We start from the raw sequence: 12,219 nt of genomic DNA, 5'->3' as shown, positions 1-12,219 counted from the left end.
CATGATCGATCGCCGCGAACTTATCGTTGCCCTGGGCGCAACCGGGCTGCTTGCTGCTTGCCAGAGCGGTCCGCCGAAACCATCCGCGGTGACCGTCAACCTGACCGGCGCGGCCGGCATGAACCCGGGACCAGGCGGCGGCGACCGGCCGGTGACAGTCCTGGTGATGCGGCTGCGTAGCACCGGTAAATTCAATTCGGCCGATTATTTCGCGCTGCAGGGAGATGCCGGCTCCGCACTCTCAGGCGATCTCATCGGATCCGACCAGATCTCCGTCGGGCCTGGAAAGACCGCATCCAAAACCATCACGGTCGAGCCGGACGCGGCTGCCCTGGGCTTCGTTGCCCTCGTTCGCGAGCCCGGCGGCCGGACCTGGCGTACAACCAAGTCGGTGTCGTCGGGATCAACAGTTACCGTCAACGTCACGCTTGGCAGCGGCGGCATTTCCGCCTAGCGGCCAAGGCAAGGGGTGCTCGATGCAGGAAGTAGCGGCATGAGCGATGCAAACAGGGTGCTGTGGTCCGAGGGCCTGTTTCTCCGGACCCAGCATTTTCAGCAGCAGGATCGCTTTTTCGAGGCGACCGTGCGCGGCGCGTTGCAGGCCGGGCAGCTGCATACGTTCGGCTTTCAGCAGCTGACGCTGGACCAGGCGATGCTCGATGCCGGCCAGGTCTCGATCCTGTCGGCACGGGGCATCTTTCCGGATGGAACCCCCTTCTCCATCCCGGACCTGATGGACGCGCCACGACCGTTGCCGGTCACCGCCGATACCGGCGCCGGACCGGTGCTGGTCGCCCTGCCGCTCGAGCCTGCCGGCGGTGTCGGCTTCGATCCGGCGCACGCCGCATCGACAGGCGCGCGCTATCATGGGCGGATCGTTTCGGTGCGTGACGCCGTCCAGGGCGGTTCGGATCCTGAAGAAATCGAAATCGCCCGCCCGCAGGCGCTGCTGATTGCACCGGGAAAATCGGTTGGCGGCTACACCGCGTTGCCGATAGCCGATATCAAAGGGGTTCGAGCCGACGGCGGCGTCTCGCTGGACGAGACGTTCCTGCCGCCGACACTGGTTACCGGAGCGGTGGCCTGGTACCGGCAGCTGCTTCTGGAAGTTGTCACCGGCCTCGACCAGATCGCCGAGGCGCATGGCAAAATGGTCATGGGCGGGCCAGGGCGCAGCGTCGAAGACCTGCTGATGCTCAATCTCGCCAATGCGGCGCGTCCGCGACTGGCGCACATGCTGGCGCAGGATGTTTTCCATCCGGCCGAGCTTTACCTGGAGCTTGCCGGTCTTGCCGGTTCAATGGCGACCTATGGCTCGAGCGCGCGACGGCTAAGCGAGTTGCCCGCCTACGATCACATGGCGCCCGGCCCCGCCTATTCGGCGCTGGCCGACGCCCTGCGCTCGCTCATCCTGAGCCTGCGCTACATCGAGCCTAAATCACGCGCACTGCCGGTCATGCGGCATTCGACCAATGTCTGGAAAATCCGCATCGACAACCCGAAGCTGCTGGTGGCCAGCCGGATCGTCATCCGGGTCGGCTCCGAGCTGTCGGAAGATGCGTTGCGCAAGATTTTCGTCAACCAGGCGACAGTCGGTTCGGCCGATCAGTTCGAGGGCCTGTGGAAATCCCGTCTGCCCGGAATTCCACTGAAACCGCTGCATTCGCAGCCGCGCGAAATCCCTTACGACGGCGATCGGCTGTGCCTTGAGCTCGATCAGAAAAGCGAGCACTGGGCCTCGCTGCTCGATGCCCCCGGCTTCGTCATTGGCGTGTCGGGCGTGCTGCCGAGCGAGCCGCAGGTCGACTGCTATTCGGTAAACAGGTGAGATGATGAGCCGCGATGATCCTTTCGGACTGTCGGAGGATCGCGAACGCACGCGCATACGACTGACCGGCGCGCCGATGCCGCGACCGATGACGCCACTGTTGTCGGGCGTGCCAATCAAACGCTCGCGCACCCATCCGAACACGCTCGTCAACGCATTCGCGCCGCTGCTCGAGTTCGCGCCCGAGCTTGAAAGCGCGCTGGCGCCGGAAAACCCGGAAGCGTTGCGCACCCGGTTGCTCGATGAGCTGGTTCGGGCGCGTGACGCGGCAATGGCGGCGGGGTCCTCTCTCGAGCGCGCCGACCAGGCAGCCTGGGTGGTGGCGGCATTGCTCGATGATCTGGCGCTGAACACGCCATGGGGCGGGGCCAGCGCATGGCCGCGCCAGCCGCTTGTGGTGATGCTGCGAGGCGATGTCGATGCCGGCACGCAGTTCTTCACGCGTCTCGACGAACTGGAGCGGCATCCGAACCGGGATCGCGAATTGCTCGAACTGCAATATCACTGCCTGGCGCTCGGCTTCCGCGGCAAATATCGTGTGCCAGGCCGGTCGGGCGACCGCTCGCTCAATGCGGTTCGCGTTGCTGCGGCGCGCTTTCTGCGCGATGCCGATGCCGACGGCGCGCCGCTGTCGCCGAACTGGAAAGGCGTGATCGCATCCGACGAGCCGCAGCGCTTCATCGTGCCGATCTGGGTGATGGGGCTCGGCGCGGCGGTTCTCGCCACTGCAATCTATCTCGGGCTGTCGATGGGACTGAGCAGTCAGGCGGTCGAACTTTCGACGCTGGTTCGTGCTTTGCCGCCGCCGGCCCGCGGCGAGATCAGCCGGACATCGCCACAGGTCGACGCGCCGCCGCCGGAGGCAGTGGATTTCGCGCTGGTGCCGGAGTTTCAGGCCGGAGCGCCGGACAACCTCAGGGCCGCGCTCAGCGGCACCGAGAGCGTTTCGCTGGCCAGGCTGATCATTCAGGCCTCCAACCCCGAACTGTTCCAGTCGTCGCGGCCGACACTGACGGAAGGCTTCGAACCGCTGATCGGGTCAATCGCCAAAGTGATCCTCGCCAATCAGGAACTGATCGGAAACATCACCGTGGTCGGCCATACCGACAGTATTCCTTTGCAACGGTCCAATCCGCTTTCCACCAACCAGCGGCTGTCGGAAGCGCGCGCAGCAACCATTACCGAGATGCTGGTCCAGAACGGCGTGCCGCAGGACCGCATTCGTTTCGAAGGACGTGCAGCTACCGATCCAGTGGCCGACGACAGCACCCGCGCGGGACGGGCCTTGAACCGCCGCGTCGAGGTGCTGGTCGAAAAGAGGCTGTGAGATGTTCATCCTGCGCTTCCTCTGGGCGGTTCTGACATCGCGCTGGCTGTGGACGCTGATCGGCATCGCGCTGCTTTCCCTGGTTATCTGGGTGTTCGGCCCGATCGTCAGGGTCGGTGCTTACGAACCCTTCGCCTCGGAAAATGTCCGCATCGTCATCATTGCGCTGCTGGTCATTTTTTGGCTGATCTGGCTGATCGTCGCGCAGCGCCGGGCGATCCGGGCCAACCGCATGTTCGTCGCCGAAATCGCTGCGCCCGTGGTGGAAAAACCGCTGAGCCCCGGCGAAGAGAACGTCGCCGCCGTCGGCGCCAAGTTCGCCGAGGTTATGGTCGAACTGAAGCGCCGCAAGCTCGGCGGACGCAAGTTCCTGCGCGAGATGCCCTGGTATGTGATCGTCGGGCCGCCGGCCACCGGCAAGACCACGGCCTTGCGCCAGTCCGGCCTGAACTTTCCGATCGACCTCACCGACGACCTGCAGGGGGTTGGCGGCACGCGCAACTGCGACTGGTTTTTCTCCGAGCACGCGGTTCTGATCGACACGGCGGGCCGCTACGTGCAGCAGGAGAGCCAGCCCGACGTCGATGCGGCGGAATGGCTGGGCTTCCTCGACCTGTTGAAAAAACATCGCGGCCGCCGGGCGCTGAACGGCGTGATCGTCGCGCTTTCGATCGATGTGCTTTCAGAGGGCGACGAAGCCATCAAGGCGCATGGCCGCAAGATCCGTCGTCGCCTGGCCGAGCTCAACGACCGGCTCGAAATCCGCCTTCCAGTCTATCTGATGCTGACCAAGGCCGATCTGATCAAGGGTTTCGAGGCTTTCTTCGGCGGCCTGTCGACGGCCTCGCGCGAGCAGGTCTGGGGCACGACCTTCGCGCTGGATGCGCGTGTCGACGCAAAGACCATTGAACGGGAAATCGCCACCCTTGCGACGCAACTCGAGCGGCGGCTGGTGCCGCGCCTGGAGGACGAGGACAAACTCGCCGCCCGCGCCGAGATTTTCAGGTTTCCCGCCCAGCTCACAAGCCTGTCCGAGCCGATCCAGGTGCTGGTCGAGGCGATGTTCGGCGAAAGCCGCTACGAGGAAGCCGCCTGGCTGCGCGGCCTCTATCTGACGTCGGCGACCCAGGAAGGGGCGCCCATCGACCGGCTGACTGCGGCGCTGTCGTCATCCTTCGGTCTTCCGCCGCGGCGGGCAATGCCGGCGCCGCGTGTTGAAAAACGCAGCTTTTTCCTGAAGAACCTGCTGACCGAGGTCATTTTCAGGGAAGCCGGCCTGGGGACGTTCGATCCGCTGGCGCAGCGCCGCCGCGCCTGGATCTGGCGTGGCGCCGCGGCCGCCTGTGCCGCCGCCGCCCTGTTGGCCGGTGCGATGTTCACCTGGTCCTACTATGACAACCGCAATGCGATCGCAGCGCAGGCGGGCCAGTTCGAAGCGCTGCAGGCGCCGCTGACCGCGGCAGCCGCGAGCCCGGCATCGGTGGAGCAGCCCGCCATCGACAGCGCGCTCTATGCGATGGCCGAGGTCGCAAACGCCCGGACCGCGCCGCCGAGCAGTGCACAGGATCTGCTGGGGCCGTCGGCATCGGCGGAGCTGCTGCGGGCGCAGGCCGACACTTACGAGCACGCTTTGCGCAATGTCCTCGAGCCGCACATGGTCGCTCTGCTCGAGGCGACGATGTGGCGGCAGATCCGCGATCCGGATTTCATGCTGGGGGCGCTAAAAACCTATCGCATGATGACCGGCCTATCGCAGATGGACACCGATTACGTCCAGAGCTGGTGGGTCAACGACTTGCCGGAATTCGCACCTGCGGCGCCGTTTCCGACCGCCGACGCGGAAGAGCACCAGCTTGCCGCGATCCGCCGCATGACGGTCGACGACAGCTACATATCAGCGGATCAGGCGCTGGTTGCCGAGGCGCTGAAAACGGTTTGCACGATTTCGCTGCCGGCGCGTGCCTACAGGCAGTTGCTGGCCGACCCGGCGGTGGCCGGCCTCAAGGAATGGATCCCGGCGAATTTCGCCGGTCCCAACGGCGCCAAGGTCTTTGCACGGCGTTCCGACAAAACGCTGCGCGTCGGCATTTCGGGCGCGTTCACCTATTCCGGCTTCCACGATGCCATTCTCGAACGGGTCGAGGACGTCGCCGCCCAGGCCGCGCTGGATCGGGCGGTCTTTGCCGGAGGCTGTTCGGAAAATTCCGAAACCTCGGTCTCGGCGCTGTCCGAGGATATCCTGAAACTCTATTACGAAGACTACATCGCGCAATGGGACAGCATCCTGCGCGATATAAGGCTCGCGCCATTGGCCGACCTGAATGTCGCCAGCGAGAACCTCAAGGACCTTTCGAGCGCCGACTCCGCGCTAAAACGCCTGCTTACGGCGGTGGTTCAGGAGACCGAGCTGACCCGATCCGATGAAGCGCCGGCCGCCGACAACAAGGCGGCAGCCAAGGGCACATCGAAACTTCTCGGCAAGCTGGGGAAGCTGGGAAAGATCGTAAAGACAGGGGCAAAACTGCTGCCGCGCGCAGGCTCCGCCAACGAGGTGGATCTTACCGGCACTCTGGTGGCCGAGCATTTCAAGCCGCTCAAGGGGGCGATCGCCGAGGTCGACGGCCAACCGCCGGCACTCGATGCCGCGGTGGTGGCGCTGACCGCACTTTCGAACGTGCTGCAGACGGTCACGGCCAATCCCGACCCGCAGGACGCCATCAAGAAACAGGGTGGGCTGGCCGAACTGACGGGAGCGGTCGCGAGGCAAGCGCAGATCCTGCCCGATCCGGTCGACGACTGGCTCGGCGGCATTGCCGGCGACACCAGCGGCCTGACACAGAAGGCGGTCACCTCGGAGCTCAACGCCATCTGGCGCGCCGACATCCTGCCGTTCTGCCAGGCGGCGCTGAACGACCGCTATCCGTTCAGCCCCGAAAGCGCGGTCGACGTCAATGTCCGCGATTTCGCCCGCCTGTTCGGGCCGGCCGGGATGATCGACACCTTCATCAACGACCATTTGATCAGCTATGTCGACACCGCCAGCCAGCCATGGAAATGGCGCGCCGATTTTGGCCTCGATGCGGCGGCTCTGGCGGCGTTCGAACAGGCCAGGCGGATTCGCGACGATCTGTTTCCAGGCGGTACCGGCCCGGTGATGAGTTTTACGCTGCAGCCGAAGGACCTATCGCCCAACGTCACGCGCGTGACGCTCAATCTCGATGGCCAGAACCTCGTCTATTACAACAACGCGACGCGGCCGCAACCGATGACCTGGCCCGGCAAGGACGGCACCGGCGTCATCTCGCTCGCCTTCCAGCCGATCGACGGCTCGCCCGAAGTCATGTTGAACGAAACCGGCAGCTGGGCGTGGCTGAGGCTGCTGCGCAGCGGCCGCTTCACCGGCACCTCGCTGTCCGACGTCTACAGCCTGCGGCTGGGCACGCAAGGCATGTACGCCGATTTCGAGCTCAAGGCGGCAAGCGTCGAAAATCCCTATAATTTGCAAATGTTCAAGAAATTCTCATGTCCGCCGCAGATATGATCCTGCCCGGCTTCTACGGCAAGATGCCTGCCACCGGCGATTTCGTCTCGCGGCGGCTGCCGGGGGATTTTGTGCGCATCTGGGACCGCTGGCTGGCGCAGCACATCGTGCCGCTGATGGGTTCGGAATCTTGGCCGCGCAGCACCGCCCTGCGCTTCCTGGCCGGTCCGGCCGCGTTCGGGCCATCGGCAGGCATCATTCTGCAGAGCGCCGACAGGGTCGGCCGACAATTCCCTTTGAGCGTCGTCGCGCAGCTTCCTGAGGCGCCCGTTCGGCTGGCCGACGCCGATGCGTGGTTTGCCCGGATTGAAGAAGCGGCCATCGCGGCCCAGCGCGGCGAGCTGACGCCGGACGAACTGGATGCCGCTTTGAGCGTGCTGCCGGTGCCGCCGGTTGAGCCGGGCGAAGAGGTCATCAGCGATATGGTGATGTGGACCGACCGTTCCGATATTTTCGATATTGATCCGCTGTCGCCGCAAGCAACGCTGGAGCAGATTTTTGTGGCAAGCTGGGAGACCAGTTGATGCAGATCTGGAACCAGATGGGGTATCCGCATCAATTCACCATGGGCATGGACAAGGCCGGGCATGAGTGGTTCGTCATGGTGGTGAAGGGCACTTTCGACTTTCCGGACAAACCCGGCGGACTGGTGCAAAAATCGGTCGAGCAGGTTCCGCTGGTGATGGCAGACTCGCACACCGGCGCGCCTGGCTATTCGGCCACGCTGTGGGAGACCGACTTCGCATTCCGCAAGCCGCGCTGTGACGTAGTTGCCAATGGCTGCGCCTATGCGCCTGGCGGCCGCCCGGCCGAGCGTGTACCCGTCGGCATCAAGGTGGGCAATTGGTCGAAACTCTTCGAGGTCGTCGGCCACCGCGAGTGGCGCGCCATCGGGCCGGTGTTCACTTCCACCCCGCCGCAGCCGTTCCTGAAACTGCCCATCTCCTATGATGTTGCCTGGGGTGGCGTCGACAGGCTGGACCCGGAGGACAAGCTCCCCGCCAGCTATAAATACAATCCAGTTGGAACCGGCTGGTCGCGAACCAGGAACCAGCGCCTCATTCCCGGCCTGCGTCTACCGAACACGCAAGCTGTCGATGAAGAAGTTCGCTCGCCCTTCGGTGAATACAAGCCGATGAGCTTCGGCCCGATGGGCCGCGGCTGGCCGGGCCGCATCGAATATGGCGGCACCTATGACGACAACTGGACGAAGAACATCTTTCCGTTTCTGCCGCCGGACTTCGACGAGCGCTATTTCCAGATGGCGCCGCCTGACCAGCAGATCGACCCGCCGAGAGGTGGCGAGGACGTGGTGCTAATCAATTTGACGCCGGAAGGGCGGGTTAGCTTTCGGCTGCCTTCAACGGCGCTGCCCATGACGTTGTTCAAGGGAAGGGAGAAGGCCTACGAAGGAGATGTCTTCCCCGACACTGTTCTTCTTGACCCCGAGATGCATCGCTTCTCGCTGGTCTGGCGCGTCTCGCAGCGTATCCATCGGACCATCCTCGATTTCAGCGAGTGCTGGGTCGGCCCCCCGACACAAGCCATGCTGCGAGCCCGCGCTACCGGGCGCACCTACATCCGCGGCAACGGCCAAGCGCCAGACGAGGAGGAAGCATGACCACACCGATCGACATCGTTTCGATTGGCATGGTGACCGCCGTCGGTCTTGACGCGCCTTCAGCTTGCGCGGCCATGCGTGCCCGCCTCGACGGCTTCCAGGAAACGCGCTTCGTGGGGTCTCCTGCAGGATGGCTGACGGGCGCGCCTGTACCGCTGCCGCGCAACTGGATCGGTGCGAAGCGTATCGCCCATCTCGCCGGCGGCGCGATCTCAGAAGCGTTCGAAACCGTCCCGCAGGCGCGAGAACAAACGGCTCTCATCCTCTGCCTGTCGGAGGAGGATCGGCCTGGCCGCCCAGTAAGGGACAACTCCGCCCTGCTCCGCCGGATCAGCGAGATCGTTGAAATCAAGCCCCATCTGCGTTCCCGCATCGTGGCTCACGGTCGTCCTTCCGGACATATCGCATTCGACCAGGCTCGCAGATTGATTGCATCTGGCGAAGCCCCGTACGTGATGATTGCCGGTGTGGACAGCTATCTGACAGGGCCAACAATTTCGCACTACCTCAGCAAGGGCCGCTTGCTGACAGCCGACAACTCTAACGGCTTCATTCCCGGCGAAGCTGCGGCCGCAGTTCTCTGCACGCGATCGGAACGCGGCGTGTTGAGGCTTTTCGGACTTGGTCTCTCGCGCGAGGAAGCGTCGATCTACAACAAGCAGGATCTGCCATTGCAGGCGGACGGCATGACCGCGGCCTATAGTGCGGCGTTCCGCGAAACGGGCATCGAGATGACCCGGCTCGGCTACCGCATCGCTGACCTGATCGGCGAGCAGTACTGGTTCAAGCAGACCGCACTTGCCTCGATCCGCCTTCTCCGCGGCCGTCATGAATTTCAGGATCTGTGGTCTCCTGCCGAGTCCCTGGGCAATATCGGCGCTGCCGCCGTTCCGACCATGGTTGGCATGGCTTGGACCGCCGCCGCCAAAGGTTACGCCGCTGGCAACCCTGTGCTCATCGAGGCCTCATCCGATACAGGTGCCTGTGGCGCCGCTGTGTTCGCTGCCAGGAGAAAAGCATGACAGTCTTTGCCAATGGCCTTGAGGTCGCCTGTAAGGCACAGGCGAACCAAGTCATCGCTGCTTTCCCGTACGTTTGCTTTACACCGCCTCAAACTCCGGCGACTCCGCCCGGCGTCCCGGTTCCCTACCCGACATTTGGGATGGACAGTGACACGGATAACGGCACCGGAACAGTCAAGATTGGCGGGAAGACAGTCACTCAGAAGAACAAGTCATACTATACCAAGTGCACAGGCAACGAGGCCGGTTGCGCCCCCAAGAAGAACATTATCACCTCGGTGAACCGGGGCAAGGAATACGCCCACGCCTGGTCGGGCAACGTCAAGATGGACGCAGAGCCGATCAGCCGTTTCTCCGACATTTCGTCGAACGATCATGCTTCCCCCACCGCTGGCGGACCTCCGATGCCGAAGGTCGCTTCAGCCACGGCTGGGACCTTCAAATGCTCCGACCTCGAGATCAAGCCGTACAAGGACCTCGAATGCCCGGACGGCTACGAAAAGGAACATACGGTTGAGGTACAGTTCTTCACCGCCGAGGGGGTTCGCGACCTGACGCTGGATTGTTGCAAGGACTATGACGACAAGGAAGCGCCCTGTATTTGCATGAAGGCAAAATGGCTCGCCGGCGAGGGAGCGAAGGCCAAGGCGGCGGGCGTGCCCACCAAAAAGATAATCGGCAAGAAGCGCAAAACCCCGCACAACCTCAAGTCGGCGGATGCACGCAACTGGATCAGCGACAATCCGGCAGGCAAGCTCGGCGATTTTTCCGACACCTGCGTGAACAGCACGGTAAAGAACCTGGACGATCCAAAAATTCCACCAGCGGTACAGTCCGCTGCCACCGAATGCCTGAAGACCGCGAACATGGAATACATGAAGAAGAGCATGAACAAGTCCGAAAAGGAGGTGAAGGACAAGAAGGCTTGCCACGGGAGTTGCCCGAAAGCGAAGGATCAGGCCCGTCTCGTGCAAGTTGCAAAAAAACGCCTGAGAAAAGCAGCGGGAGGGGAGCCCGTCGTCGTGACGGCAGCGGATGTGGCCCCCTCGAAAGTATCCTGTTAGCCGAACAGACGAGGTGAAACCTCAACGGCCGCAGCAATATCTCTCAAGAGGATGAAGCGGATGAATATGGACAAGGAAGACCTCGAGGGTTTCGCAACCGATCCGGACACCGATATCGAGTGTCTGCAGGTCGCGCCTATGGGTGGTGCAAAGGTGGCGATCCTGTTCCTGCTCAGCGATGCGGATTATGCCACCACGGTATCAGTGATATTCATTGTCGACAATTTCGACCCCAAGACAGCGCGCGGCATCCTGGTGACCACCGAATGGCTGATGGCACTCTCGGCTGCACCATCGGGCGAACTGTTCGCGCTGGAAGCCACCACTTGGATTTGGCGCCACGCCGGCACTGATTGGACACGGGACAAGGTCAGCCAGAAAAGCCTCAGGCAAGTCTGGGCCGAGGATTCCGGTGGACCGATTGCGGTTGGCACTGACGGCGTGGCCTACCGGTTGGTCAGGTCGCAATGGCAACCTACCGCTCCGCTTGGATCTACCGAGTATTTGGACGTTCACGGGCACCCCAAGCATGGCATTTACGCCTGCGGTGAGATGGGCACCATTCACCAGTTGGTAGGTACAGGCTGGCAGCCGCTGGAAGTACATCGACACGATCGGTTGCGCGGCATCGACGTGGCGCCTGACGGCAAGATACGGGTCGCGGGTGATGAAGGTGTCTGTCTCCGGATCATGAATGAGGAAGTGACCGAGATCGCCGCCACCACTGAGATGACATATCTCGCGGTGCGCACTTTCAAGGGCAGGGCCTACTGGGGCGACGAGGCCGGCGTCAATGTCGAGACTGCCGACGCGCTCCAGAATTTCGAGGATACAGGCATCGCGTCGGATCTCCGCACCGACGGGGAATTCCTTTACGTTGCCGGCATCGACACAGCTTGGCGCTTCGATAGCCACAGATGGAAGAGACTCACGCTCGTCTATGACCATGGCCTTCGGCTTGTTTGATATATCAGGTTGGCCGAGCGGGTCACCATTCCCTCCAACGACAAGCAGGGCCGATGCAACTGTTCGCTAATGCCCGTTTTTGTTCGCTAATGCCCGTTTTCCGACAGATATGCCCGTACCCTAGCCAGTTCGAGTTCGGCAATCCGTTTCGGCGCGCCGTTCACCAACATGCGCAACACGAACATTTCCCCGGCTTCCGGGTACTCCGCATAAAGCGCTCCCGCGATCTCACGTCCCACTTCGCCGGCGATACGAAGGCCATCAAGATGAGCGTCCAGCCGCTCCACGAGACGCGCAAGGCGCTCTTCGTCCATATCGGGATTCTCGTCGGGATGCAGCAGATGGTGATCGTAGACGGTCCATAGAAATGCCGCCATTTCCGCATGCTGTCGAACAATCTCGCGCAGAATAACCTTCGGCATCAGTTCAGGTTCACCGATCCCCCACGAATCCGGTTCGTGGCACTGGCATGGCTTGTAACGTAGGTGCCGCGGATGGTTATGCGGCCGTCCTTCTCCATGATGATCGTCGCCTTACCGCAGCGAAGCTCGATCCGCTCGTCGCCCGTGATCCGTACTCGCTCGCCGTCGCGGATGATTTGCGGTTTAGAAGCAGGGCGTGCCGGCTCGACGATCCGTCCAACGATGAGCGGCCGGGCCGGATCGCCATCCTGAAACAACAGCGCCACCTCAGAGCCAATCATGTCCGAAGATAGCTCCGCAAGGCTGCGCGCCGAAACCGCTGTTTCCCGAGGATTCCCCGGAAAGACAACCAGCGGGCCGTCCTCGCCGAAACCCAGGAATATCCCGATCACAACGCCTTCTATTCGTTCTGCAATCCGTGTCATCGC

Annotated in this window: 11 protein-coding genes; 9 read left to right on the top strand and 2 right to left on the bottom strand. The window is 62.9% G+C overall.

Features of this window, described 5'->3' with window-relative positions; genetic code table 11:
* Nucleotide 1: 1 nt before the first annotated feature.
* From tssJ to AC0L2V_RS08525, 9 genes are all read left to right on the top strand, one after another.
* Nucleotides 2-454, top strand: coding sequence for a type VI secretion system lipoprotein TssJ (gene tssJ / locus AC0L2V_RS08565; RefSeq protein WP_473519910.1), 453 nt, complete (start codon nt 2-4; stop codon nt 452-454).
* 39 nt (nt 455-493) lie between these two features.
* On the top strand, nt 494-1,828 hold the full coding sequence (tssK, locus tag AC0L2V_RS08560; protein ID WP_023801305.1) for a type VI secretion system baseplate subunit TssK: 1,335 nt from the start codon (nt 494-496) through the stop codon (nt 1,826-1,828).
* Between the two features lie 4 nt (nt 1,829-1,832).
* On the top strand, nt 1,833-3,155 hold the full coding sequence (icmH, locus tag AC0L2V_RS08555; RefSeq protein ID WP_473519909.1) for a type IVB secretion system protein IcmH/DotU: 1,323 nt from the start codon (nt 1,833-1,835) through the stop codon (nt 3,153-3,155).
* A gap of 1 nt (nt 3,156) precedes the next feature.
* Nucleotides 3,157-6,696 carry a type VI secretion system membrane subunit TssM gene (tssM, locus tag AC0L2V_RS08550; RefSeq protein WP_473519908.1) on the top strand — a complete coding sequence of 1,180 codons (3,540 nt, stop codon included), beginning with the start codon at nt 3,157-3,159 and terminating at the stop codon, nt 6,694-6,696.
* Nucleotides 6,693-7,220 (top strand): type VI secretion system-associated protein TagF, encoded by a 528-nt coding sequence (gene tagF, locus AC0L2V_RS08545; RefSeq protein WP_473519907.1) that lies wholly within the window; start codon nt 6,693-6,695, stop codon nt 7,218-7,220. Before tssM ends, tagF begins: the two co-directional genes overlap by 4 nt.
* Entirely contained in the window at nt 7,220-8,317 is a 1,098-nt protein-coding gene (locus AC0L2V_RS08540) for a DUF2169 family type VI secretion system accessory protein (RefSeq protein ID WP_473519906.1), read from the top strand. Before tagF ends, AC0L2V_RS08540 begins: the two co-directional genes overlap by 1 nt.
* Complete coding sequence (locus tag AC0L2V_RS08535; RefSeq protein WP_128172607.1) at nt 8,314-9,339, top strand: beta-ketoacyl synthase N-terminal-like domain-containing protein; 1,026 nt, start codon at nt 8,314-8,316, stop codon at nt 9,337-9,339. The genes AC0L2V_RS08540 and AC0L2V_RS08535 overlap by 4 nt, the downstream gene beginning before the upstream one ends.
* The gene (locus tag AC0L2V_RS08530; protein WP_128172606.1) at nt 9,336-10,403 is read left to right on the top strand and encodes a PAAR-like domain-containing protein; all 1,068 of its coding nucleotides are present in this window, start codon (nt 9,336-9,338) and stop codon (nt 10,401-10,403) included. Before AC0L2V_RS08535 ends, AC0L2V_RS08530 begins: the two co-directional genes overlap by 4 nt.
* Before the next feature lie 66 nt (nt 10,404-10,469).
* Nucleotides 10,470-11,369: a hypothetical protein gene (locus AC0L2V_RS08525; protein WP_473519905.1), complete on the top strand. Its 900-nt coding sequence runs from the start codon at nt 10,470-10,472 to the stop codon at nt 11,367-11,369.
* 86 nt (nt 11,370-11,455) lie between these two features.
* Here AC0L2V_RS08525 and AC0L2V_RS08520 read toward each other — a convergent pair whose 3' ends face one another.
* Entirely contained in the window at nt 11,456-11,791 is a 336-nt protein-coding gene (locus AC0L2V_RS08520) for a hypothetical protein (RefSeq protein WP_128172604.1), read from the bottom strand.
* The gene (locus AC0L2V_RS08515; protein WP_128172603.1) at nt 11,791-12,216 is read right to left on the bottom strand and encodes a DUF6484 domain-containing protein; all 426 of its coding nucleotides are present in this window, start codon (nt 12,214-12,216) and stop codon (nt 11,791-11,793) included. Before AC0L2V_RS08515 ends, AC0L2V_RS08520 begins: the two co-directional genes overlap by 1 nt.
* Nucleotides 12,217-12,219: the final 3 nt, after the last annotated feature.

Source organism: Mesorhizobium sp. WSM4814, assembly GCF_055811595.1.
Note: the sequence above shows the minus strand (reverse complement) of the source record. Positions and strands in the feature narration are given on the sequence as shown.